Annotated in this window: 24 protein-coding genes; 1 reads left to right on the top strand and 23 read right to left on the bottom strand. The window is 35.4% G+C overall.

Annotated elements, in window-relative coordinates; genetic code table 11:
• Window positions 1-24: 24 nt before the first annotated feature.
• From ACM66U_RS07510 to ACM66U_RS07465, 10 genes are read right to left on the bottom strand one after another with little or no spacing between them, the layout of a single operon-like run.
• Window positions 25-810, bottom strand: a complete 786-nt coding sequence (locus tag ACM66U_RS07510; RefSeq protein ID WP_151900070.1) for an EI24 domain-containing protein — start codon at window positions 808-810, stop codon at window positions 25-27.
• Window positions 811-1,329, bottom strand: coding sequence for a YtfJ family protein (locus tag ACM66U_RS07505; protein ID WP_418640451.1), 519 nt, complete (start codon window positions 1,327-1,329; stop codon window positions 811-813).
• On the bottom strand, window positions 1,326-2,288 hold the full coding sequence (locus tag ACM66U_RS07500; protein WP_418640450.1) for a DUF3137 domain-containing protein: 963 nt from the start codon (window positions 2,286-2,288) through the stop codon (window positions 1,326-1,328). Before ACM66U_RS07500 ends, ACM66U_RS07505 begins: the two co-directional genes overlap by 4 nt.
• 3 nt (window positions 2,289-2,291) lie before the next feature.
• Complete coding sequence (locus ACM66U_RS07495; protein ID WP_418640449.1) at window positions 2,292-2,846, bottom strand: LemA family protein; 555 nt, start codon at window positions 2,844-2,846, stop codon at window positions 2,292-2,294.
• A 45-nt stretch (window positions 2,847-2,891) separates the two neighbouring features.
• A complete protein-coding gene (locus ACM66U_RS07490) occupies window positions 2,892-4,079 on the bottom strand; it encodes an NAD(P)/FAD-dependent oxidoreductase (protein WP_418640448.1) in 1,188 nt (395 codons plus the stop codon).
• Window positions 4,079-6,313, bottom strand: a complete 2,235-nt coding sequence (locus tag ACM66U_RS07485; protein ID WP_418640447.1) for an endonuclease MutS2 — start codon at window positions 6,311-6,313, stop codon at window positions 4,079-4,081. Before ACM66U_RS07485 ends, ACM66U_RS07490 begins: the two co-directional genes overlap by 1 nt.
• On the bottom strand, window positions 6,294-6,623 hold the full coding sequence (locus ACM66U_RS07480) for a hypothetical protein (protein ID WP_151900074.1): 330 nt from the start codon (window positions 6,621-6,623) through the stop codon (window positions 6,294-6,296). The genes ACM66U_RS07485 and ACM66U_RS07480 overlap by 20 nt, the downstream gene beginning before the upstream one ends.
• Window positions 6,623-7,936 (bottom strand): UDP-N-acetylmuramate--L-alanine ligase, encoded by a 1,314-nt coding sequence (gene murC / locus ACM66U_RS07475; protein ID WP_418640446.1) that lies wholly within the window; start codon window positions 7,934-7,936, stop codon window positions 6,623-6,625. The genes ACM66U_RS07480 and murC overlap by 1 nt, the downstream gene beginning before the upstream one ends.
• Window positions 7,933-8,442, bottom strand: coding sequence for a hypothetical protein (locus tag ACM66U_RS07470; protein WP_151900076.1), 510 nt, complete (start codon window positions 8,440-8,442; stop codon window positions 7,933-7,935). Before ACM66U_RS07470 ends, murC begins: the two co-directional genes overlap by 4 nt.
• Complete coding sequence (locus ACM66U_RS07465) at window positions 8,429-9,574, bottom strand: succinyldiaminopimelate transaminase (RefSeq protein WP_346388912.1); 1,146 nt, start codon at window positions 9,572-9,574, stop codon at window positions 8,429-8,431. The genes ACM66U_RS07470 and ACM66U_RS07465 overlap by 14 nt, the downstream gene beginning before the upstream one ends.
• Window positions 9,575-9,646: 72 nt before the next feature.
• Between ACM66U_RS07465 and ACM66U_RS07460 the strand changes: the two genes are divergently transcribed.
• On the top strand, window positions 9,647-10,129 hold the full coding sequence (locus tag ACM66U_RS07460) for a c-type cytochrome (RefSeq protein ID WP_418640445.1): 483 nt from the start codon (window positions 9,647-9,649) through the stop codon (window positions 10,127-10,129).
• Between the two features lie 32 nt (window positions 10,130-10,161).
• On the opposite strand, the gene ACM66U_RS07455 is transcribed toward ACM66U_RS07460, so the two are convergent.
• The 13 genes from ACM66U_RS07455 to ACM66U_RS07395 all read right to left on the bottom strand — a co-directional run bounded on the left by ACM66U_RS07455 (window position 10,162) and on the right by ACM66U_RS07395 (window position 25,643).
• A complete protein-coding gene (locus ACM66U_RS07455) occupies window positions 10,162-10,767 on the bottom strand; it encodes a hypothetical protein (RefSeq protein WP_418640444.1) in 606 nt (201 codons plus the stop codon).
• Window positions 10,768-10,769: 2 nt separating this feature from the next.
• Entirely contained in the window at window positions 10,770-11,984 is a 1,215-nt protein-coding gene (locus ACM66U_RS07450) for a vWA domain-containing protein (RefSeq protein WP_418640443.1), read from the bottom strand.
• Window positions 11,977-13,521, bottom strand: coding sequence for a hypothetical protein (locus ACM66U_RS07445; RefSeq protein ID WP_346388909.1), 1,545 nt, complete (start codon window positions 13,519-13,521; stop codon window positions 11,977-11,979). Before ACM66U_RS07445 ends, ACM66U_RS07450 begins: the two co-directional genes overlap by 8 nt.
• The gene (locus tag ACM66U_RS07440; RefSeq protein WP_346388908.1) at window positions 13,518-14,249 is read right to left on the bottom strand and encodes a hypothetical protein; all 732 of its coding nucleotides are present in this window, start codon (window positions 14,247-14,249) and stop codon (window positions 13,518-13,520) included. Before ACM66U_RS07440 ends, ACM66U_RS07445 begins: the two co-directional genes overlap by 4 nt.
• A gap of 1,207 nt (window positions 14,250-15,456) precedes the next feature.
• Window positions 15,457-15,738 carry a CRISPR-associated endonuclease Cas2 gene (gene cas2 / locus ACM66U_RS07435; RefSeq protein WP_346388907.1) on the bottom strand — a complete coding sequence of 94 codons (282 nt, stop codon included), beginning with the start codon at window positions 15,736-15,738 and terminating at the stop codon, window positions 15,457-15,459.
• On the bottom strand, window positions 15,738-17,969 hold the full coding sequence (gene cas1 / locus ACM66U_RS07430; RefSeq protein WP_418640442.1) for a CRISPR-associated endonuclease Cas1: 2,232 nt from the start codon (window positions 17,967-17,969) through the stop codon (window positions 15,738-15,740). Before cas1 ends, cas2 begins: the two co-directional genes overlap by 1 nt.
• 3 nt (window positions 17,970-17,972) lie before the next feature.
• Window positions 17,973-18,986, bottom strand: coding sequence for a type III-B CRISPR module RAMP protein Cmr6 (gene cmr6 / locus ACM66U_RS07425; RefSeq protein ID WP_346388905.1), 1,014 nt, complete (start codon window positions 18,984-18,986; stop codon window positions 17,973-17,975).
• A 1-nt stretch (window position 18,987) separates the two neighbouring features.
• Window positions 18,988-19,356 carry a type III-B CRISPR module-associated protein Cmr5 gene (locus ACM66U_RS07420; protein WP_346388904.1) on the bottom strand — a complete coding sequence of 123 codons (369 nt, stop codon included), beginning with the start codon at window positions 19,354-19,356 and terminating at the stop codon, window positions 18,988-18,990.
• On the bottom strand, window positions 19,356-20,174 hold the full coding sequence (cmr4, locus tag ACM66U_RS07415) for a type III-B CRISPR module RAMP protein Cmr4 (RefSeq protein ID WP_346388903.1): 819 nt from the start codon (window positions 20,172-20,174) through the stop codon (window positions 19,356-19,358). The genes ACM66U_RS07420 and cmr4 overlap by 1 nt, the downstream gene beginning before the upstream one ends.
• A gap of 1 nt (window position 20,175) precedes the next feature.
• A complete protein-coding gene (locus ACM66U_RS07410; RefSeq protein ID WP_418640441.1) occupies window positions 20,176-21,141 on the bottom strand; it encodes a hypothetical protein in 966 nt (321 codons plus the stop codon).
• A complete protein-coding gene (locus tag ACM66U_RS07405; RefSeq protein ID WP_418640440.1) occupies window positions 21,141-22,403 on the bottom strand; it encodes a Cas10/Cmr2 second palm domain-containing protein in 1,263 nt (420 codons plus the stop codon). Before ACM66U_RS07405 ends, ACM66U_RS07410 begins: the two co-directional genes overlap by 1 nt.
• Entirely contained in the window at window positions 22,400-23,482 is a 1,083-nt protein-coding gene (locus ACM66U_RS07400) for a hypothetical protein (RefSeq protein WP_418640439.1), read from the bottom strand. The genes ACM66U_RS07405 and ACM66U_RS07400 overlap by 4 nt, the downstream gene beginning before the upstream one ends.
• Window positions 23,475-25,643, bottom strand: coding sequence for a CorA family divalent cation transporter (locus ACM66U_RS07395; protein WP_418640438.1), 2,169 nt, complete (start codon window positions 25,641-25,643; stop codon window positions 23,475-23,477). The genes ACM66U_RS07400 and ACM66U_RS07395 overlap by 8 nt, the downstream gene beginning before the upstream one ends.

Below are 25,643 nucleotides of genomic sequence, written 5' to 3'. Positions count from 1 at the left end.
ACCGATTCCGGACACAATGCCATATTAGCTTTCATTGCGTAACTTTCTGGTTTCCAAAAAGAAACTGTGTCCAAGATATATCACATAAAAAACAGATGCAAAAAATATAACGAAAGGGATGAGTGAGAGCAGATAAAGTCCCAATGTTTTGAGCCTGAGTGTATTGGCATGAAAAAACCTGATTTTCATCGCTTCTTCTTTGGTACATATTGCCGAAGAGACATCATAGATCATCATTTTATGAAAGAAGTAATACAGCGGAAAATTGAATGCTATGATGTTTACAACGGGTATAAAATACAGGGGAATAAATACAAAAAACAGGACAATCATAACAAACATCCATTTCAGTGTTAAAAATATGCCTTCTGCTGCATTGGAATAGCCTATCATTGCTACATCCTGATAGTGCCTGTAGTGAATTTCTTTCAAAATAGCATGGGTTAAAAAGCCGATAACAAGCAGTGCTACAAATATAGAAGCATACAATGTCATGAATCCGCCTATGGTATAGATAAGAAAAGTGGCTATCCAGGAAGTCAGCGCACTGCTCATAAGAAACTTCATGATGCCTGTACCTGCGAGTGTGGCTTGAAAGCTCTCTGTATGGGGTATGCCGTTTTGGATCGTCGTTTGTGTGCTTTGTATCTCCATGGTTGTGAGCTGGTCAACACCAAGACCGGCAACGATAAAAAAGAGAATATACAAAATTAGCATACTGATGACAAAAGGCATGAGTGAATACATCAGCATTTTTTTTGTAAAAAGGTCTTTGATACTCAGAGCAAGGATGTTTGTCTCATTCTCCATTTATATATTTTCCTCAATGATTTGAAATGCTTTTTGTGTATCGTCTGCACTCATTTTTCCTGATTTGTAAAAGAGAACTTTGCCGTCTTTTGAAAAAATGACGATATTTGAAGCATCATCCGCTATCTTCCACTCTTTTACCAGAGTTTTGTCTTTGTCCTTTACATAGATCGTTTTTGGAAATTCTTTTTGTTTGCCTTTGAGGATGGCTTCGATTGCGAAGTTTGGTTTCCATGTTGCCGCCATATTGACAATGGCAATACTGCCAAACGCTCCTTTTTCTCTGTAGTGTTGTCTCTTCAGTGCCTGAGAAAAATCTTCATTGACATCTTTTTCATCAGGATCAACATAAAACATGACAAATACTTTATTTTTAAGCATATTTGAGTTCCATGCGCCCCCTGTTACCAGTCCGCCTTTTTCACCCTCTATTGTTACATTTTTTGGTGCTTCCCCGATTGTAAGTGCATACAGATTGAGGGTGGTTAAAAGTGCTGCCAGTGTTAGTTTTATTTTCATCGTTTACTCCATAGTTTTTGGTTAAGTTGTAACTCTCCTACAATTCCCAGTGCCAAATGCAGGGTTTGTATATATTGCATTGCTATTTTATACTTTAAAAGTGAATGAAATACAGACGGCTCAAAAAGATCTTTATTATACTCTATTGCCATATAAATATTTCCTCCCAAAAAAGAGACATAGAGAGGGTGTTTTGATTTTTTTTTCAAATGCAGAAGTTTACTCATAAGTGTATGTGTCAAAATATAGCGTGCTTCAATTTGATCGTTTGAATAGACAACAAACTCTTTTTCAAAGGCAATATTGTCCATTTTTACAAGTTCGCTGCGGCTCATATTGTTTGCCTGCAGCCAGTTGCCGATAAGCGTGCCAAATGTATTTTGGGCACTGTCGGGAAGAATGACGGTTTGGGATGCAAAATGTTTGTTAAATTCGCAAATAATAAAAAGACCTTGAAATATTGTGCTCCAGCTTATTCTGCCTTTTGAATCTTTATGTTTTTTTTGGGCATGAATATCTGAGAGTTCTATTTTTATTCCATCAATTTCTCCTCGAATATAGTCATTGCCGCTGAATTTGTCAGGCCGTGCGGTAAAAATCTTTGAACGGGTAAAATTCTCTTGTGCAATATGCGCATTTGGCAGATAAGTGAGATTTTTATCGATCTCTTGAATCAAGGGCTCAATGATGAGGCTCTTAAACTGGGCGGTATAATCTTTGATGAGGTATTTGTATATGCCTCCGCCCACAGCGAGGTACACAACTGCTGCAAAAATCCAGGCTTCAATGTTTTGGATGTTTTTTAAAAGTGCAAAGGCAAAAAGCAGGACAATAACAGTATATACAATACCGATATTGATAATCTTTTTTTTAAGTTTTTCTCTTTCATTTTCAAGTTCCTGCAAAACAGGGTAGAGTGTTTTATAGTAAAAATCTGTCAACTCACTGATATTTTTCATATCTTAAGAAAACAGCTCTTTGACATTGACATTTTTTCTCTCGTCTTCACTGATGACAAAAACATCTTTTTTCTTGTAGCCCATCATATTTGCCATGATATTTGTAGGAATCTGTTCAAGTGCATTGTTGTAATCCGTAACGGCTTGATTGTAAGCACGGCGGGCTGCCGAGATCTGTGCCTCTACTTCATTGAGCGAATGTTGCAGATGCAGAATATTTTCATTTGCTTTGAGCTCAGGGTAGTTCTCAACCGCAATCATAATTGAGCCAAGAGCAGAACTCATTTTTTTGTCCAAATCTATTTTCTCTTTGTTACTCAGATTTGTTTTGTTTGCCTGGGCACGGAGTTTTGTTATATCTTCAAGGATTGATTTTTCATGCTGCATATACTTACTGACACCGGCAACAAGATTTGGTATGAGATCATAGCGTTTTTTCAAAAGCGTATCCACCGAAGCAAAAATATTTTCAACCTGATTTTTCTTGGCAACAAGCGAGTTGTACATAAGAATGAGAACTATGGCAAGCACTATGAGAATTATAAGCGGTGTGGACATACAAGCAACCTTTTTTAATATAAGTATATTTTATCTGTTTATGTTTTAATCTGCACTTATGGCGTTGGCCGCCGCATAGGCACTTGCCCAGGCAAAAGCAAAGTTGTATCCGCCGCGTTTGCCGACGACATCGAGACACTCTCCTATAAAGTAGAGATTTTTCTGTTTTTTTGATTCAAATGTTTTGTTGTCTATTTCTAAGGTATTTATGCCCCCGCCGCTGACTTCTGCGTGCCGAAATCCATGCGTGTCTGTTACCTCAAATCGCCAGTTGAGCATCAGGTTTGCTATTTTTTTGGAGAGTTTTGTATCTATATTTTTGCTCTCAGGGTTGAGATGCAGGTCCTGCAAAATACCGTTTGCTATTTTTAAGGGAACTAAGCCGACCAATACATCCAAAAGAGTAAACGCAGGCATGTTTTTCTTTACATGTAAGAGATGGGCAGAGAGTTTTTGTGCTGTAAATTCAGGAAGCAGGTTGATGGAAATATCTACAGCCCCGTACTCCAAGAGTGCTTGTGAGGCATGCTGGGAGATATCCAAAATAGCAAAACCGGAAACACCGTAATTTGTAAAAAGCACATCGCCGTTACATGTAAGCTCTTTTTGCTGATTGACAAACAGCGTTACTTCGGCATTGATTTTGGCTCCGCTCATTTTGTGGGCTGTTTTAGAATTGAGGTGGAGTTGTACCAAAGAGGGGTAGGCTTCAATGACAGTGTGCCCAAAGGCTTTGGCAAACTCCTCGGCATCGGCATTACCGCCCAAATGAGAAGCAGCACGCGAACCGCTGGCAACGACAACACTGTCATAGTTCTTTGTCAGTTTTTTTATATCGGTAATTTTGTGTTCGGTATGAAAAACAACGCCAAGGCTCAGGGCATATTCTATAAAAATCTTGGCAACACTTTTTGCTTCATTACTCAGAGGATAGGCTCTGCCGTCATCCGTTACATGTAAGAGCAGTCCGATTGATGCGGCAAATTTTTCAAACTCTTTAAAACCGAAGTTCTTGATGGCATACTCTGCAAAGTTCGGATTTTGAGAAAAAAAATCGTTTACATGTAAATTTTTGTTTGTAATATTACAGCGTCCGTTTCCAGAGACGAGAATTTTTTTTGCCGGTTTGGTATTTTGCTCATAGAGCGTTACATGTAAGCCTGCTTTTGCACAAAAGACGGCACACACAAGCCCGCTTGCACCGCCTCCGATGATTGCAACTGATTTTGCCATTACAGATGTACTACCTTTGCTCCAAATCCGCCCATATGCTGTGGGGCATCCTCAAATTTTTTCACTCGCGGGTGGCGTTTTAAAAACTCTTTGACCGCATAAGAGAGTTTTCCTGTGCCTATGCCGTGATAGACTATGACTTCATCCCAACCGTTGATAAGGGCGTCGCTTAAAAATTTGTCTAAGACTTCACAGGCCTCTTCGGCTCTTAAACCGTGCAAGTCACATTTGAGTCCCGCTTTTTTCTCTACATGTAAACTCAGATTTGTCGCCGGTTTCGGTTGAATGATTTGTGTAGGTTTGAGATGTTTTGTTTTGACGCGAACCCGCATACCGTCCACTTCTATGGTCGCCTCGTTTTTGCCTTTCATGGAAACTATCGTTCCTTTTTGGGAATGGTATTTGACTTTGTCTCCGACTTTAAACTCTATATTTCTTTTGTCCTCTTTTTGTGTCTGTTTTGGCAGTTTTTTGTTTGCTTTGTTCATCGCACGGTGAATCTCTTTGACATCGCCTGCTTTTGCCGCATTTTTGGCTTCGTTTATGGCAACATCATAAGAGTGCTTGAGTGCTGCTTTTTCTTTTTCAAGTTCACGCAAAAGCTGTTCTTTTTGTTCTTTGAGGGCATGCTCTTTTTTATGAATTTCATCCAGTTTTTCATCGACTTTTTGATGTTTTTGCCTGAGTTCGCGTTCAAGCTGTGAACCGCGCTCGATCAAGAGTGAAAGTTTTTCCGAGTTGTCGCCATAGACTTTTTTTGCCTCATTGACAATGGTATTTGAGATGCCGTAACGGCTTGCTGTCTCAAATGCGTAACTTTTCCCGATGATACCCTGCATAAATTCATAAGTGGGTTTTCTCTGCTCTTCATCATAAATGGCAGCCATCAGTTCCACATCATCACGGTCTGCCATCAGTGCAGCAAGGCGTTTGTGGTGGGTGGTCACAACCACTTTTTGTCCGCGTTTGATTAAATCATCGAGGATGACCTTAAAAAGCGCCGCCGCTTCATCAGAGTCTGTTCCGAGTTCTATCTCATCGACTCCGATGAGTGCTGATTTGTACTCAAATATACGTGAAAACTGCTGCATTCTGCCTGCAAAAGTCGAGATGTCGTTTTTGACATTTTGCGGATCATCTATAATGGCCTGTATCGCTTTAAAATTGCCTATATGTGACTTTGTCTCATTAAGCTGCATCGGTATAATGTATTTTGCCATAAAAGAAGCCGCCAATATGGACTTCAAAAGCATGGTTTTTCCGCCGGCATTAACACCCGTAATCATTAAAATATTTTTGGAAAAGTCAACATTGATAGGTTTTGCATTATGCAAAGCAGGATGAATAAAACTGTTGAGCACTATTTTTGTATCTTTTTTGCTTTTGACGAGTTGCAGGTTTTTGCTTTTTGCAAAGAGTACCCGTGCCTGATAGTTGTCAAATTTGGTAAACTCTTTGTCTATAAAGTTGATAAAAGGCTGCAGTTCATAGAGTTTTTTTGAAAACTCTTTGGCATATTCGTAAAATATTGCTTCACGTTCTTGCTCTATAAAACGAATCTGCTCTTTTGATTTAAGTACGCTGTCGGGTGCAACATAAAAAAATCCACCGGTACTTCTGCCAAGTATGGCACCTTTAAGGACATGATTAAATCCGCCGCGCACAAGCAGACACTCTTCATTGTTTACAAAGTGAACCTGTGTATCGACAAGGTAACCGGCGAGTTTTGAACTCGACATCATTCTTTTGAGCGCGCCTGAGATGTTGCTTTTGTGCTCTTGTATGCGTTTACTGAGAGTAAAAAGGTTTTCATCCAGATTTTCTTCAAATTTTCCGTCATTTGTGAAATATTTTTCTATTTCCAAAAACTGTTCCGGGATGATGAATTTATCCATCCACTCTCCGATTAGGCCCTCAAGTTCTCTGTTTTTAAAATAACGAAAATAGCGTACAATTTTGACAATCTCAAAAATCTGTTCAAAATTTAAGACACCGTGTTTTTTCAAATGCCCTTTGATTTCAAAAAAATCACTTACTTTAGGCGGGGCTTTAAACTCCAGCTTATCCAACTCTTTGATATAACGAAAATGCAGTTCCTGATCACCTTCAATGTACAAAGAGTGTTCACGGGAAAAAAAACTTTTAAACTGTTCTATATGTTCAACTAAGTCAAGTTGGTGGATGAGGGTATCGACTCGGGAACTTTTAGCAGTTTTATTCACAACTGTCTGCACTTATCATCTCTGCATAGTGGGGTGTGTTCTTTTTGCCTATGAAGGTGTAGGTTCCTGTACTGAGGGAATATATGTCTGCATTGACATCGACGCCGTTACATGTAATCGTTTTTCCCTGTTTGTATTTTATTATTGTCTTGAGCATTTTGTCTCTTTGTGCCTGATTATATTTGTTGTAGGTAATGGCACCGAGTATGATAAAGAGCAATACAGCTCCGATAAGAAGTTTTTGCAATTTGTCAAGTTCTGTAAAATAATGCAGTGCCGCGAATAAAAGTGTTACTATAATTAAACCGTAAATATATGCCATTACAGTGTGCCTCTGATTTGATAGGTAATATCACCTGCACCAAAACCGATGATGAGCCCTTTATCAAGTGTTTCCAAGTCTTTATTGTCTTTTATAACTTTTATAGTATTGTTACTGCGGGATATTTTGTCCGCTAGAGTAAGGTTGTAATGTTTGAAATTTTCTTGAAAATCAATATCGCGCGGTGCTTCTCCCGCTGCCCATACAGGGAGGATGATAAGCTCGGCCGCTCCGTCGAAACATTTGATGAATTCCTCCAGATTGTCAATGGTTCTGGAGTATTTGTGCGGCTGCCAAATGGCTGTAATTTTGTCAAAACCTTTGAGCATGGCATACTCTTTGACCGATTCAAAAGTGGCTTTGATCTCTGTCGGATGGTGTCCGTAATCATCTATGATGACACTGTCGTGCTCAAATCCGACAATATCAAAACGTTTTTTAATACCTTTGAAGTTTAAAATATTTTTGCGTATATCTTCTATGGACATGGATTCATGTGCCGCAAGTATCGCGAGGGCTGCATCAATGGCAATATGCTTGCCAAATCCCCAGACATCAAAACTGCCAAAATCACGGAAGGTAAAACGGGTATGGGGCTGATTGTTTATGAGTACGAACTCTATGTTTTGTATCTCTTTGCTGGGATAAAGCCACTTGGCTTCAACTTCATTGACCAGTGTTGCCAAAAATGGGTCTTCGGCATTTAAAACTTTGAGTGGTGCAAGATTTATGAAAGTTTTGTACGAATCATAAAATCTTTCATAATTGTAATCATAATACTCCATATGCTCAGGCTCGGCATTGATGACGATGGCACAATGCGGGTTAGAGTTTATAAAACTGCCGTCACTCTCATCGGCTTCAAAAATCATAACATCATTTGTTGCATCGTAACGGACGTTTGAACCAAACTCTTTGGATTCTGCACCGATAATGGCAGAGCCGCTCATAATAGCTGAGAGAATTGCTGTCGTTGTGCTCTTTCCATGCGCTCCGGCAACAGAGTAGACTTTTTTGTCATGAAGAATTTTAGGCAGTGCTTCACGGCGGGCAAGCACTTCTATACCTTTTTCTTTGGCTGCAATAATTTCGGGATTGTCAGGACGGATAATCGCAGAGTGTACTACCAGATCATGATTTGTAACAGCATCTGCAGAATGAGGTATGGTTACATGTAAACCAAGAGCGCGCAGTTTTTTGGTAATAACAGTCTCCTTGATGTCAGAACCGCTGACTTCATGCCCTTTGTAATGCATATACTGTGCAAGTCCTGAGATACCGATGCCGCCGATGCCGATGAAGTGTATTTTCATGCTTTTGTGCCTTTGTCTTTCATTGTGTCGAGCAATTTTTGTGCCTCTTGCTGAAATTCGCTTATGTAAAATGTTCCCGCTCTTTGTGTCGCTTCCAAATCTGCAACTCTGTCAAGGAAGTCATCAAAAGAAATTTTTTCCTCTGCTGCTATCCAGTGCAGTTTTAAAGCATTTGAAAATTTTTCGTCATTGCTAAGCCCGCTGAGTACCTCAAAGAGGGCAGCAGCATCATTTGCCTTACCGGCGGAGTAGTGCTCTATCGCATATTCATACAAAGCACGCAGGGTTGCAAAATCCTGCACTTCGTTCATATCCATGGCTCTGTGGGCTTCGAGTGTTTCGGTAAGCTTTTCCAGCGCCAAATCAAGAATATTTGCATAAAAACCTTGCAGTGTTTCTTCATCGAAACTGTCATGTGCCTGCTGTTCCAAAACATAAAGTGCTGCTATGTCACCGCTTTGCTGGGCTTTGAGGATTTTTTCTTTTAACTCTTTATCTTTGCTCATTTAAACATTCCTTAATTCTTACAAGTGCATCTTTTGTTTTTTGGGGATTCTCAACCAGTGCAATACGAATGAACCCTTTGCCCGGGTTGTCGTCTTTTGCATCTTCTCGGGCAAGATATTCGCCCGGAAGTACTTTTACATTGTAGTTTTTGTATAATCTTTTAGTAAATTCAAGCGCATCACCGACATGTATCCAGAGGTAAAATGTAGCATCAGGAATTTTTGTTCCCAATATCTCCTGGGCTATACGAAAGTTTTCCTGATAGACAGCTCTTGCTTTGGCAACATGTTCTTCATCACTCCAAGCCGCTGCTGCCGCATATTGCAAAGGCAGGGGTGAGGCACAGCCTATGTAGGTTCTGTACTTCATATACTCTCCCAGTATTGTGGCGTCACCGGCAATAAAACCGGAGCGAAGACCAGGTGCAGAAGAACGCTTGGAAATGGAGTTAATCACTAAAATATTTTTAAATGTATCATTGTTTACATGTAACGCGGCTTCTAGGAGTGAAGGCATCGGTCTGTTTGTATATATTTCGCTGTAACATTCATCATTGAGCAAAACGAAATCATGTTTGAGCGCGAGTTTGACCCACTCGCCTAGTTCGTCAAGAGTGAGCGTTGCCGTAGTAGGATTGTTTGGAAAGTTAAGTATAACCAGATCACACTTTGCCAGCTCTTCTTCGTTGATTTCTGGTTTAAAGCTGTTTTTTTCACTCAAATTCAAATGTATCACTTTTGCTCGTGTCGCTGTTGCTGCACCTTCGTATATTTGGTAAAAAGGATTTGTGTAGGCAATAACGGGATTTTTCTTGTCAAAAAGCAAAAACTGCGGGAAGTTAAAAAGAACTTCACGCGTGCCGAATGTGGGAATGATTTGTGCATCGTTCAGCGTGACACCAAAGCGTTTGCCTATAAAATCTCTTTGCGCTTCTCTTAAAATCGTCTCACCGCTGGTCTTTGGATATTTTTTTAAAAGTGCAGTATTGTCAGTTAATGTTTTTTGTATAAAATCAGGTGTTTCAAACTGTGGTTCGCCGATTGTTAAAACAGATGGATAGTAGCCTTTGTTTGGTTGTATATTTTGCAGTAAATTAGTTAGTTTTTCAAATGGATAGGGTTCAAAATTCATAGTTTTCATCGCTTTATTAAATTAAAGCTATTATACTGTACAATAACTAATAAACAATTAAGGAATATGAAAATGAAGATAGTATTATCAGTTGTACTTGCAATGTTGATTGCAGGATGCAGTGACGAGAAAAAATCTGAGAATGTATCGGCTACAGCAGAAGTTGCGAAAGAGGTACAAACGGTCCAAAAGCAACCTGTTCAAACCCGACAAAATGATGCAATGCAAAAAGTTGCTGCAGTGCAAAAAGCCATTGAAACAAAGAAGCTTGTAGTGGTAGAAAAGGTAACAAAAGATGTGCCCCAGACAACAACAGCTGACGGTGCAAAACTTTTTACTGCTTGTTCAAGTTGTCACGGAGCACATGCTGAGAAAAAAGCTTTAGGAAAATCTCAGATAATTAAAGGATGGGACAAAACAAAAATCATAACGGCGCTCAAAGGCTATAAAGACGGAACATACGGCGGAGCTATGAAAGCTGTTATGAAGGGACAGGCAGCAAAACTTTCCGATGCAGACATCAAAGCTTTGGCAGAATATATTTCAAAATTATAAGTTGCAACAGCTATGTATTTTATAGAGCATTGCTACTCTTTTAGATAGTAGTGATTGTTTTTGAGAACAAAAGTGTACTTTTGAGAAGTTGTATCGTTTAACCACTCTGTATAGGCAGCCATATTGAGATTGCTTATTTCATTGGATGTCAGTATACAATCACTGTTTTGACATTCAGTGTGTGCAGAAGTAATGCTTTTTCGACTTTTTTTATCAAAAAAATGTGGGTAAAAATTATCTACATCGTCTGCGAAGTAGAGATACTCTTGCATGGTAAGTGGACCATACAGATTTTCTCCATCAACTACACTTTTTTTCGGTAAAGGATTGGAGGGAAGAATTTTTTTAGGAAAGTCACTTTCTTCTACAACCTTTTCTTGCTTATTCTTTTCTATGGATGTTGTCGGATGTGTTGTTTTTTTTACAACATTGGTTTGTTGAATAACTGTCGTATCTCTTGTTAAAAGAAGAATAAAAATAATAACAAGGAGTAATCCAAGAACCAGATATTCATACAAACCCCAAACTCTCCAAAAGGTCCAAACTCCTTTATTGAAAGGAGTGTTGTGGTTGTTCGACTTTTCTTCTGATTCTAATTTATAGTCATTTTTGTAATATTTACGTGAAAATTGCGACATTGTTAAAATTCATCTTTCGTTAAGGCTTCGTTTTTAAAATATATGAGTTGTGCTCCACTGTCTCTGAAAAAATAGTTCCAAAAGGTTTTTAGTTTTTTAATTTTTGAGAGGTCTTCATCTCCTAAAACACGGACATAGACTTTCGCTCCATTGAGGTGTAAATTGATACCGCGTTCTTTGTTTTGACGTTTAAACTCTTGGTAAAAATCTTTTGAAGCAAGGTTTGGAACCAAATCAAAATCACTGATATTATCTATATTTTTCATTGTAGAGTAGATAATTATTTTATCATTTTTTTTAATATCAAGCCCATCAAAAAAATTATCTAAATTAAGCACGATTTCGTCTGAAGATGTTGACATATCCTTGATGATACTTGTAAGGTCTGTACTTGTAGCATTGTAAACATACCCTGATGTTGAGAATTTTTTAAGCATGGCAACATCCGCACCGCCTACAGCTACTACTTTTACATCAACTTTATCTTTTTTCAGATTTTTTATTTCTGCTTTTGCTACTTTTTCATCATTTATCTTGGCTCCATCGGTAAATATCATAATGGTTCTTTTTCCTCGATTTTGAAGGGGTAAAACTTCCATTGCTTTTTTAAGCCCACTGCCTAAAAAAGTGTCATTTCGTGAAACTTTTATATTTTCAGTAATGGAGAGGAGGCGTTCTTTGTTTTTTAGGTTGTCAGCTAAAATTTTACTGCGTTTTTGAGCAGGCATGTTTTTTTTACCGTCAAAAGTGATGATACTTACTTTTGTGTTTTTTGCCTTGTTTTTTATGAGATGCTCCATTGCAGTTTTTACTTCACGTAAATAGTTATGCTTTTTGTTTACCATACTGCCGGAAATATCAACAAGAAAAATGACATCACCATAGAGTTTCCCTTTTTTTGGCGGCTTAACTCCTTTTTTTATTTTTATAAAAAATCTCATAAATTTTTTGTTGTTCTCTTTATATTTTTGTTCCCCTATTTTTTGTTCACTGTAACGTGCTCTTGTTTTGAGCTTAATATTTCCCTTGAAAGCATAAAAGTAAACTTTTTCTCTATTTTTATAAATAGTTTTCTTTTGTGATTTGTTAAAGTACGTTAATCGTCCGAGTTCATTGTATTGCGATCGGTTCATTCCTGCAGAGAGATCAACAAATACAAAAGTATCACCCCATACAATTGATGTTGTCAAAAACAGTAAAAACAGTATTTTATACATCTTTTTTCATCTCCTTGAGTGTTTGTGGTTTTTGAAATTTGTAGATCATATACTCTTCAATATTGTTGACATGCTGCAACTCTTTTCGTGTGTCGAGTGTTATATATTCTCTGAGTATCATAGCGACATACGATTCTTCTTCTATAGCTACACCTTGCGTTCTATATATTTCACGCAGGTATGATTCTACAAGTTCAAGTTGTATTTTAAAGACTGCCGTATAGGCATTATATGTACGGACATGTATATCATAAAGTGCGGCGGCATCAACAAGCTTTGAAAAGAGTCTGTTAATCTCCTCTTTTTTAAAGGCTATCATCTTTTTGTCTAAGGTAATGATCTTTTTTTGACACTTCTTTTTTCTTGTTTCAAGCAGCTTTATTTTTGACTCAATCATTTCATAAATAGGACTCGAAGTATGACTAAAGTACGATAAAAAAGCACCGCCTATAAAGATAAAAAGGTTAATAATGACAAAAACATAAGCAGTGTTTTCTTTTCTTTTTTGTGCATCTTCTCGTAATTTTTGTATCTTGGTATCTAAGCTTGAAGGCTCTTCTTTTGTCTGTTGTACCGGTTCATCTGACCCAAAGCCTCCGCCATCACCGAAGTCATCGCCATCACCAAAACCATCATCTTGCGAGTCATTTTGTGCACTGTTTGCAAAACCTGCCGTGTCGTTGTCGCCAAAAAGAGATGTCTCTTTCGTATCTTCTTTTTGCATTTTAAGAACTTTTACCTGATTGTCATCAGCTAAAATTGTATGCATTTTAGAACGAATGTCTACCGTTGCCCAGATAGCCGCAGCAGATATAGCTACAATTATCATAATTTTTATGATGTAAAATTTCTTCTCTTTTTGGGTTGTATTTGCAAAATGGCGTACAAGTTTGCCAAGTGCATGCGCCATCCAAATAATCATTCCCACAAAACCGATGGACATTAACAAAGAGGTCCAAAAGACCTGAGATTGTTTTTCTAGCGGCATATCTGCAGTAAGTCCTATCTCTTGAGATAAAAATACATTTTGGTAAATGAGCAGTTCAGCCCCGCCGACTAAAAGCATCACGGCCAAAAATACCCAAAACGGGAGTTTTTGCAAATCACCGGTAACTTTACGATTTTCAAGTTTGTTGAACTCTTTTTCTATTGTTTTTTTCTCAGCTGTATAAGATTGTATCTCTTCTTCTATGTGATTGATTTCGGATATACATTCTTCTTTTTGTTTTTCCAAAGTATTGAGTTCATAGTAGAGTTTATTGTCAAGTTCAGATTTTATTTCACTGTAAGAAGCTTCAAGAAGTTGAATTTTTTGATAAACTGCATTGGAGGTATTGATCATTATTTCATAAAGATAGTTTGATACATAGAGCATATTTGTTCTAAATTCATCTTTTGAGAGTGCAATGTTGTTTACCTCTTTAAGTCTATACTCTTTATCAAACTCATTAAGAAGTATGTCTGTTTCATTTTTAAGCTGCTTTGTAGAGAGGTCATGAGGTTTGGCATAAAACAAATTTTTTAAAAAGTGTATCATTGTATTTCAAACCTCTCTCGTAATCTTGTGAGATCTTTTTCAAACTTCTCTTTTTCAGCACTAGAAGCATTGAGTTGTTGTAAAAAAATCTCTCCATACTGTTTAAATTCATCAAGCAGTATTTCAGCTTCTAAAAGATAGCGTTTTTTATCTGCATTGAGCGGTGTTATTTTGTACCTGTCATCAATATATTCTTCTTGATACTTTTGTCTGTTTTTGAGATGTACTCTATAAACAATAGAGAGTTTGTCCTGTGTTGTTTTATAGAGTTTATGGTAGTAGGAGTGTGTTGTTGGATTAGGTACGGTCTGTTCTCTTATATCTTCAAGATTTTCTTCAAAATCAACAAAGTAGTTGTCAAAATAGAGGACAGGCTGATACTCTTGCAAAGAGAGATCTTCTTCTATAAGGTTTTGGTATTGTAAGAGCAGATATTTATAGAGATCCATAAGGTTTTGTTCATTTTTAGCGAAGCTCACCATAATATCAGAAATATTTTCTTCTTGGTGCAGCAGAGCTTCTTCTGCTTTTTGATTGTTTTTGTTGACAAAGGACTGCATAAGGCTTTTAAATGTTTCCAAGTCATTTTTAACAAAAAATGCTTGTTTGTCACTCTCTTTTGCCCGTTTTGCCAATGCCAAAACATCATCAATACAGAGGCCGACATACTCACTGTCGATCTGTTGTGCACAATGTTTTTGTGTATTTACTTGAAGTTCAAGACTCAAAAAAAATCCTTTTGACTTTTTGTTGTTATATGGTAATGAAAATTTCTTAGCATAACATAAAAAAACTTTTTTTTTGAAATTTCTCTCATATTTTTCATAAGCAAAAGTATAACACTGTAAAACGAATGCATTATTTCGTTTAGTAAGAGTTTTTAATTGCTTGTAATTATTTGTATTTGTTGGAAAATGATTTTCTCACACGGGGTGAGATGGATCAAAGCAGTAGAACAGACAGATAATGTCTCCCATCAGTCTCAAAATAACTATCTCACGCGGGGTGAGATGGATCAATGGAAAAATTGCCGGTATCAAATGTTGCTCAGTCTCGAAATAACTATCTCACGCGGGGTGAGATGGATGATATGCATCTGATTTTACCTCGTCAAACAGTATTGTCTCGAAATAACTATCTCACGCGGGGTGAGATGGATTTGCGGCTCAATTTGGAGAAAATAAATGAATGTGTCTCAAAATAACTATCTCACGCGGGGTGAGATGGATGTTAAAGCGCATTTAATAGAAAAAAATATAAGACCGTCTCGAAATAACTATCTCACGCGGGGTGAGATGGATATAGACTCCGCCTCGTCGTAGATCTTGACGAAAGTCTCGAAATAACTATCTCACGCGGGGTGAGATGGATTCGTAGAGGCAAACCTTTATCGCCTACTAGTACTAGGAGTCTCGAAATAACTATCTCACGCGGGGTGAGATGGATATCACTTAAAATCTCCAGACGGGAAAGCTTATGTTTACGTCTCGAAATAACTATCTCACGCGGGGTGAGATGGATAGCCTAAAATGGCTATATGGATGAGTATTATACCCTTTCTTGGAAGAGTTACACAAGCGATGATTACGAATATTATCAAAAAAATTCGAAAATCCCCCTCTTTTTACAAAATGTAACTTTGAAGTTTGAACAGTAAAAAGTCAAAAAACGCCTGTTTTACGAGGTTTGTATCTTTCAAAAAGTTCGCAAATTATTTAATGTTTTTCTCAAAAAATACGATCATCTCACTTTCAGGATTGTTTTAGTTTTAGAACACTTTAAACAAAGGGTTTCAAACTAAAAAAAAACTAAAAGTTCGCAAATCAAGTTAGAAAAAAGTAAAACATCTGACTTTTACGAACTTTTTTCAACTGATTTTTTTTGTAAGCCTCTAAAATACGCTGAAAAAAGTTCGCAAGAGAATTTTATACTGTTTTAAATAAACATCTCCTCATATTCAAAGGGTTCTGCTCTGTTTGCAAATTCAAAACAACGCCCAACTGATTTTTCATGAATATAGTAAAACCGTAACGAATCATACTTTTTATTTATAAACTTTTTAAGTTCTATTTCATACAGCAGTTTATCGAATTGTCTTTGACTGAGTTCACATTCATATACAGAGTAGTTAACGCGCGTTCCATATTTATCTAAAAGGGTAGATAGTTTTGTACGATGTTTATCGTTAGCAATATCGTAGCTTATCACATACTTCATTAAAACTTTCCTATAAAAGGTTTATACTTTTTCTCTTCGCCTTTTACTACCTTAGCTAAAAGATATGCCTGTGTTTGTATGATGTTTTTTACTTTTCTTGACTCTTTTTTCCACATTGTATAGCTTCCTAGTTTTTCTTTGATATTACGAGACAAAAGTTGTCTGCTTGTTTTTGTTAAGAGTCCATCGGTCCCTAATTTGAGAGGTTCATCTTTATTGAGCATAGAGATTAGCACTCTATCGACAATAAACGTTCGAAACTCTTCAATCATATCAAAGGTAAGTGTAGGTTTGTTACCGTCTAAAGTATGTAAAAATGAGATATTTAAACTCAAGCCCGCTGTAAGAAGTGCACGCTGTACCTCTCCGTATAAAATTGCATAGGCATAGTTGAGCGAACTGTTTACAATGTCCCTTGCACCTTGTGTTATGCGTTTTTCAAAAGGAACTTCAAGTAACAAACGAACACCATTCCAATACGATGCAGAAATAGCACCCTCTATACCCATCAGAGACTCTATTGATTCAGCTGTCTTTATTTTAAGGAAATTTTTTTGCATCGTGTTTATTTCTTTGTCTAATATCTTATGATATTTGTTCATATACTTCAGATAATTTAACTGATTTTTTGCCTTTCCTTTTATAAAAGCTTGCGCTAATAAAATATGTGTTTTTGTTTGCAGTAGTAAAGATTGCTTTGTATATATCTGCGTAGATGCAGCATTATAGCTTGTAAAAGTTGCATAAGGAAATGCTTTTGTGTCTATAAAATCTATGCCTATATTGTTTTGGGCACATTTTTTAAAAACATCACTGCTTATGGTAAAACCTTTCCCTTCTAAAATGATACGTTCAACTCTATTAAGAGGATAACGTTCTTTTACTCTGCCATATTCTTTTACAACAAACTTATTTTTTGAAATACCAAGCATTAGTCCCGGCGTACTTATATGTAACGTTGCCTCGTTTGCAAATTTTTTAGCATATATATTTTTCTTTTTGTTGATGATTTTTGTAGAAGCTTTATAGGATTTATTTGCTTTGTACTCTTCATAGCCTTTTGCAAGTGCAAGTTCTCTTGCAGAGTTTGCTTCAGTCTTATCAAAAAGTATTTCAAAACGAATCTCGGATATGAAATTTTTAAATACTTTTTTCGTCTTTACTGTTTTGTTTGTTTTACTGAGATATACCTTATGTGAAACACTTTCAATCAAAGCATTTTGTAGCATAAGATGTTGCTGGTTATGCTCGGGTATAATTTTAAGATAATAGTTTTTTAGACTTCTTAAGTAGCTGTTTATATTTTCTGAATAAGTATAAAAACCAGCTGATGTGTTGGCTATGCTTTTTATTTTTTGCAGTGTGCGGACTATTCTTTGTTCTGCTACAAAGCGATTTCTTCCTATAAAAGAGATGCCAAGAAATGTAAAGCCTTCGCTTATATGAACAATTTTTGTTTTACTCTCTTTAAGAGAAAGTTTCAGTGTTTTTAGAAATTCTTTTAATTTTTTCAAGACTTTGTAGGCATCATTTTTCTTTTGAAACAATAAAACAAAATCATCTGCATAACGCACAAAAACCAGTTGCTCTTTTTCTAAAAATATATCCATTTGATTGAGATAGATATTTGAGAGTAAAGGAGAAAGTATATCACCTTGATGCACACCTTGGAGATGATCATCATACTCCATATTTTTAAAACCACCTGTCTTTAAAAACAAGGAAATTAACTTGAGAATTTTTTTATCTGCTATCTCTGTTTCTAGCAGATTTAATAATATGTCATGATCTATAGTTTCAAAAAAATTGTCAATATCACTTTTGAGAATATGAAAGTATTTTTTATTTATGTAGTCAGTTACTCGGTTGAGTGCTTTCATGGTTGATTTGTCAGGTCTGTAAGCATATGATTTGTCATTAAATTTATTTTCAAAATAAGGATTGAGATTATTATAAAGAACTTTTTGTACTATTTTATCTTTAATTGCACTCAGGGCAATGGGGCGCTTCTCGTCAGAATCAGTTTTTTCTATCTCTATCTGCTTTAACGGTTCAGGAGAGAACTCTCCTTTTAAGAGTTTGTTAGAAAGTTTATTGATCTTTTCATCAAACTCCTTTTCAAACTCTTTAAAATGTATTTCATCAATACCGCTTGCATTTTTATTTATCTCTTCATAAGCACTTTTAAGTGCTGATGGCAAAAAGATATACTCAAGTGGCTTCGTAAACATAAACTATCTTCCCAAAAGTTCATAAACTTTTATCGCCCATTTAATAGGCGCTTTGTTTTTTGGTGTAGGTTTTGGACCTATATGGCTCTCAAGAAAGTCAGCAAGTTCATTTTTTTCATCGACTGCAAGTTCATACAGTTCTATAGTCTCAAAAATCAGTTTTGTATCTGATTTAGTATAGTTTGCGATGCTCACTTTAATTTTTTCTACATTTGAGTCAAGCGCAGAAAGAGCTGCTTCTTTTTGTAATTGTTCTTCTTTCTCTTTCCGCTCAAGTTCTTGTTTTTTAAGCTCTTCTTGATAATCTTGAATCTGATTTTTTGCCTTTTGTGCAAGGTTCGCCTCAAACTGCCCATAGCCTACATTTGTTTTGGCTCCTATACCTCTGTCTGCCAGGATATTGGCAAAAAGCAGTGCTTTTTGCTCTTTTGTAATAATGCCATCTTTGAGTTTAAACTCAAATGTAAAAGTTACGCCCGGCATCACTTTTATAAAGCGAAGCGGTATGGGATTTTTTAATCCGTTTTCATCATGTGGTGTTAGAAAATCATCACCCAAAAGATTGCGTCCGCTTTTTGAGACAGTTGCATCAAAAAAAATATCGCCATTGGTAAAAATTTCACGCTCAAGTGCTTCTATATCAACAGTTTTATCTTCAAGTAATTCCTGAATATATTCTTTATGTTTAAAAATACTTCTAAGTACCCCTTTTACGGAAGAACCAGCAATTACCGGGAGACCTGTTGTATAGTCAAAAGAGAAACCTAAGATAGCCTGTCCTTTAATACTTGGAAGTTCATGGGCATTACCACTTCCAAGCAAAAGTCCAGGGTAGGTGGTTGTTGCCGTAAAGTGGATATTTCCCAAAAAATCTTTTGATTCTAACTCTGGCTTTTGTTTGATGATATTATCTACTTTTTGCTGAATCAAAGATTCATTTTTAGCGTCTGATATATCTGCATAGTTGATATCTTTAAAATACTCTTTGTAAAAGAGCCATCCAATATTTGCACCCATGTTATTCACCTTTTTTGAGTTTAAATGTTCTTATGCTTAGCTTCACAGCTACAGCAATATCCAATATCTGTTGTTTGAGATATGCTTCATTTTTTTGTTTTGGGAGAATATACTTTAACAAAGAACTCTCCTGTGTATCTTGATCTAGTATCTGTAAAATAATCTTTGTTAAATAACTTTTGTCCTCTTTAGTGTTTGCATCTGTGTTTTCAAAGAGTGCAAGTGTCGGCTTTAAACCACTCTGAATCACACTCGCACCAAAAGAAGATATATAGCCATTGTATGCTGATGGAATAACACCATTTTCAAATGTACGTTCTAAAACTTTTATAGCTTTTGGTATATGCTTTTCAATATTTTTTTTACTCATTATGAAATCCTTGTTACTTTAGAAAAGCCATAACCTATAGATTTGTTGGCACCAAATTGAACTATAGAACCCTCATTGTGAAATCTATTTTCAAAGCCTGCTATCTTTTTGGCATCTTTTTCATCAATATTATCAGGTTTTGCAATACAAAAGAAAAACTGTGTTTTTTTCGGAACGACCTCTTCATACCACAAATTTTGACTTATTCCATTTTCTAAGGCGTTACGAGCTAATACAGGAAGTTCTAGTTGCTTAAAGTCAGCATCATCAAAAAGTGCTAAATTTTTTCCTAAAAATTTTTCTAAAACTGTTGTATCAAAGTTACTGACAGTTGCTTTGTCATCTTCCAAAATAGCATTTTTTATATTTTGAAAAATCAGTGGTGAACTCTTTTGTACTTTTAAATCAGCAAAGCGTTGCAATACTTTTTTTGTTTCTGCATCAAAATCAATATTGAAATTTTCAATTGTTTCTAAGAAATTTTGAATAACTAAAGGGGAAGTTGCATTAAAATATGCTTTTACATTACTGCGAACAGGACGTGTAAGTATTTGTGCTTCAAAAAAACTATATGCTCCTGTTTGATGAGAATCGTTTGAAATATTATCAGGTCCAAAGATATACTCTACCAGGGCTTTAGAACCATTTTCAGATGAAAATACTTCACGAAAAGCACCTTTGAGACTAGAAGAGTTAATATTTGGAAGATTTGTAATAGCATCTCTTTGTACCTGGTTGTCAATAATGTCAAAGTTTATATCTCCGCTACCTACATGTAAGTTACTGAGTGTATTGATTTTATAAAGTTCTATTTTCATTTTATTTATCTCCCTGTTTGTATGAATATATATTTAAGCCAATTTTTTGACAGTTTGTGTTGTTGAGGTTTTGCAGTAAATCTTGAGAAGGGTTAATGAAGACAGAGCCCTTTTCATAAAGATTTACTTTTTTACTTTTTTGAAATTTATTGTGCTGTGTTACATGTTTTTTGTTTTGTAAAGTTCGAAAACTTATTTCACTTGTCACAGCAAAGTCACAATGTTGTGCAATATTTTCAAGTGTAATATAGGCATCACTTAAAAGTGTCAAGTAACCGTTTTTATCTTCATATTGCACACTGTCTGAAGACTCTTTTACCTGCATAAGAAATTTACTTCTATCTGCCCCAAGAGTTATAAGACTACTTTTTAGTTCGAAATCAACATCAAGATAAAAAGCAAAAACAAAATTATCCCGTAGCAGGTACGTTGTTTTTTTAAAGAGTGAATTGTCTCCACCGTTTTTTTTGTTACCTGTTTGTTGGATTGGTTGAAATATATCACTGCTAGATAATTTTGTATGCGTCTTTGTTGAAACAAAATTATCATAAATATCTTTTTTTGGATTGTATCCTTTGAGGAGACCATCTTTATAAGAGTAGCTGTCTATATCTACTTTCTTTATAAATGATTTTTTTTCGTTCATTAAAAAGAGTGGCGACAGGCTTTTAATAACACCAAAATCTTGTGTCTGTGTTGTTAAGATATCAAACTTTTGCGTGCCGGTAAGCTTTTTTGCATCTTCTTTATCTTTTTTATCAATCCATTCTCCTCTTATCTTACGAGTGAGTACACCTGCTTGTGTCATAATCTCTTTTTTGAGCATTCCCAAAAGTGCACTCTGCTGTGGAAATTGACGTGATTTTACCAGATATGTGCCATTTGTTTTATCCCCTAGTGTTCCATAAGTATCTTCACCACCAAACAAGAAAGGTTCAAGTGCTTTTAGTGTTATAAGATATTTCATTATTTATCTCCTTTTACAAACTTCATAAAACGGAGCGTTGCATAGACCTGATTTAGATCTTTTGAAGCAGCCATATATGATACAAGTTCATCAAAAAAATCTTTGTATTCACTATGCCCAGCTTCATTAAAATAGTTATCAAAGAAGTTATGTAATTTTTTTTCATTATGTAAAATTTCATTTAATGTTGTTTTGTAACTCTTTATTTTATGGTGCAGGGAATGTAAAAAGTTACTGTTGTTTTGCTCATCTTCAAGTGTTGTCATCAGTTTTAAGAACTTTTGATATACCTCTGTATCGTTTTTGCGAATTATTGTTTCAAAGCTTTGTCCGCTATGTTTGGTGACTTGAAAAGCGACACTGTTTTTATCTTCTGTTTTTGCTTTTGCAAAAAGTTGTTTTCTTGAGTTTTCAAGTGCCTCATAAAGAGGAAATTTAACATAGTTGATGGAGATACCAAAACTTAATGTTGCTTCGGGAATATTGGTACTGAAGTCTTGTGCAATCTTGTCACAAAGATTAAAAATTGTACTTTTATCTTTACCTATAACCGGAGCGAAAAAGAGTAAATCATCTCCACCGGCAAATATTGTCTGTCCGCCAAATTTTTTAACACTTTCATGTGCATTTTGGCAGTAGTGAAAGAGTGCTTGTGAAACTTTAGAGATATTTTCTGGTTTTTCTATTGCCACTCCCATTTTATCACCATCTGCATGAACAATACAGTAGTAATTATGATAGCAAAGTTTTTTAATATCATCTACTATATTTTTTCCCTCTGTAAGAAAGTTATCTTTATCACCCTTTTTTCTTCTGAGAGCATTTGCAAAACTTTCATCTTGTGTTACTTCAAACATAAGCTCCTTGGTATCAAGATACGGAGTAAGCTTTATAATAGGGTTTGCATCTGCACTCAACTCTTTTTCAATGAAATGAATTTGTAAATAATTTTTAACATTTTCAAAAGAAACAGCAAGTTTTAGAGCGACATCATTTAATACTTCATCAATACAACGTTCTAACGCTTCAGCATCACCTTTTTGTGATTTAAAAATCAAGCGATCATGAAATAATCCAACTTTATCTATTTTGAATACATCATCATTTACATATGGAGTAATAAATTTTCTTGTTTTAAATTTTTGTACTATCTCTTTCATTATATAAGAAAAAATATAACTGCTGCTAAAAAGTTCTTTTGGCTTTTTGGCTTTTTTCAGTGTTTTATAAATTGGTCCTATTGTTAGTCCTATATATTTCATAAGCCAGCCTTTATTTCATTAAATATTTTTTTAAGTACAGCATACTCATTTGCTTTATGATATTTACTCTCAATATATGTCTCTAAATTAAGGCGAAAAGCAAAAGCAAAAAAATCATCGAAGCTGAAACTTTTTGGAGTAGAGAGTTTTAGATCTCCTTTTCTCTTTACTTTGATAGTGAATTCTTGATCAAGTAATTTTTGGACATTTTTATCTGCCCAGAAATAGACTCTTTCGTCTGCTATTTTAAACGTTATCGGTGATTGAAAACGTTCTATGTCTTGATGCTCTTTCTCTATTGTTACATTATAACTTTTCCACTCTTGAGAAGATGAAAGTCCAAAAAGATCACGTAAGAGAAGTTTTTTGTCTGATGAAAACAGTAAAACATCACTTTGATGTTTGTTTTGTTGTTCTTGAAGCTTGTTTGCAAAGAATTTCTCTTTTATGCTTTTTTTCTCCCATTGCCATCCTTTACTTTTAGCATATGCAAAGATAATTGGTTTTGTATAAAAAGGACTTGATGGGCGCATTGAAAGATTTATACCTTGTCTTAAAAACTGATAAAACAGCCCTACATTTTTTTCCCAATCTTTTGATGAAAAAGTATAAACCTTTTCTAGGACTAAATCTTGATTGAATTTTTTATTCGCTAAATAAAAACTTCCATACCCTTTACTTTGCCTTGTTCCAAAGTTGGTATTTGCCAAAAATGCCTCGAAATTATTATCGATAGCATCTAAAATCTCTGGTAGGAAGCTTAAAAAGACTATTTTAAAAGGTTTTGTGTACTCTTTGTACTCTTTTTCTTTACCATCTCCAATATTCCCAAAAAAAAGAGATCCTTTTTCTATTTTTTTACTCGATGCAAGATTAGGTTCTATGTTCACCTTATAATCTAATGATTTATGCCCATTTATATTTTTTATATAAGGCAAACCTTTTACATTTTCCAATAAAAACCGATCAAATTTTGGTTTTAATTCCGTAGCTCTTAATGTCGCCCCGTTTTGTTCACTTTGAAAGTGAATGATGGGGGTGTGTTGTTTGAGAGTGAACTCGCGCTTAAATTTACTCATGATGCTCCTTTTTTGGTGATGTGAAAAATGTTTTAAGATTAATATTATAGCGTTGCGTAATTTTCTTTGTTACATAGAAAATACCAAGAAATGTAACTCCGCTCCACAGCCATCCAGAAATACCGGCAGGAAGTACATTCATACCAAGCATACCGGCTATGAATGTTCCCGGTAAAAATATAGTTCCAAGCTCTGTAAGCTTATTCATTGTCTTTGTTGTTTCTTTCTCCTCAATCATTTCTACAAACGTATGTAACTCATTCATCTCATTGTCAAGATCGTGCATATATTTTGAAATTTCCATTATCTGCATTGCTTGGTTATAAAGTTCTATGCCCTGATCTTGTGCCGTAAGTTCTTTAAAGTAGAGTTTGTTTAAATAATTTAAGTACTTTTTATAGAGTTTTCTTGTTGATTGTGACAAATCTCTGTTCTTATTATCTGTTGTATTTTGTATCTCATCTGAAAACTTAATGATACTTGCACGGTAGGCCAATAAAAGTGTAAACATTTGAAAGTAGATTGTACGTGTATGCCCCAAGAGTATATTATTCCCAAATTCCTTTCCTGTAAGCGATACAAAAGAGTAACGGCTGATGCCAAAGAGGGTTCCTGATTCTATCCATCTATCATAACTTGACTCAGTGATGAGTTTTTGACACATATGTCTGCTTTGACAGGTTTTACCGTTACCATCTACAAAGAGATACTCATACCAAAAATCACTCTTTGCATACGCATATTCATTTTTGTCCTCATCAAATACTTTTAGTTTATTTACTATGTCATCATTGTGGTACTGAGAAAGTAAAAACATTCTGTCATCTATGATTGGTTTAATTTTCTGTTCAGAAAAATTCTTCTTTATAAGAATTTTAATAAAAGATGGCAAAAGGTCTTCAGCATCATGATCCTTTACTTCTTCAAAACGGCAAAAATTTTCTTCTATAGGGTCTTCCCCTTGCAGTTGCAATGTAAGTGCATTTGCCAAAAGAACCTCTTTTGTCCCTTGTAAACCTTTTTCCAGGTTTAAAAATGGAGGATATATTCTTCTGCCATAGTCATTAATTGCTAAAATATCTTGAGGATTGCCATACTCTTTGTTGATCAGATTAAATGTTAAAATGGCGACATCTGTTTGAAAAGTACGTAAAGAGATACCGTCAATTTCAAGTGTATACTTTCCTTTTTTACAATCAATAACATATATACCTTCTTGTATTTTATATTCATAGTAGTCAGAAAAAGAGTCTCCTTCTCCTTTTTTGTTAAAAAGAGCTTCTTGAACATGTTTGTAGAAGTAAAGGTACTCATTGTATGTCTCATGGTTTTCAACAGCATATGGTTTATAGATCCAGTTTTCTTTTTTTTGAAATGCTCCTTTGAATGTAAAAGGCAACATAAACGTATGATAACTGATGATCTCTTTTTGCTTTTGCATATCTTTAAACTCCTTTATTAGTTTTTGTATCTCTTTTCCTGACAAAGTTCCCTCTATAATCCCTAAAAACCCATAGTCTCCGCCACCAAAATAGTAATTACTATCATCAATTTTATTTCTATGTAAAAACTCTATAACTTTTTTTATTTCATAGCCATAAAAAACAATTTTTTCATCATTATAGATGACATAGTGTGTAAATTCATTGTAAACTCTGTCTGAAATTGTACTAAAGTGTGATGTGTGGGAGTAGATAATATTTTGACCGTTTAGAGTTTGGAGTGATTGTTTGGCTGCTGCTTCATCCTCTAAAGTAACACCGTGAGCTATTCTGTCTGCTTTGCGAATCTTTTCTATTTCTTCTGGTGTTGCACAGAGTTGTTTAAGACCTGAGATATAGTGTGCATCATTAGCCGCTACGAGTTGTTGCCATCGATTAAGATCTAAACCAAGTATTTTTGCCAACTGTTGAAGTGAACTCTCTCTTTGCGAAAATTTTCCATGATGATCTATAGTTTTGTAATTTTTTGGTGGTGTTATATCTTCTTGTAATTCAATGGCTATAAAGGTATCTGTATCATTGAAGATATCTTTATAGTCACTGAGTTTTGCACCCCATGTGAGTTCTCTATCGTAAAAACACTTGCCGGATTGCTCCAGCAGATGTTTTATTTCTATCATTTCAAGATCATTTCCACCAAGTAAAAAGATTTGTGCCAT

This window comes from Sulfurimonas sp. ST-27, from assembly GCF_048081595.1.
Classification (GTDB): Bacteria; Campylobacterota; Campylobacteria; order Campylobacterales; family Sulfurimonadaceae; genus Sulfurimonas; species Sulfurimonas hydrogeniphila.
This window is presented reverse-complemented; position numbering and strand designations above follow the sequence as displayed.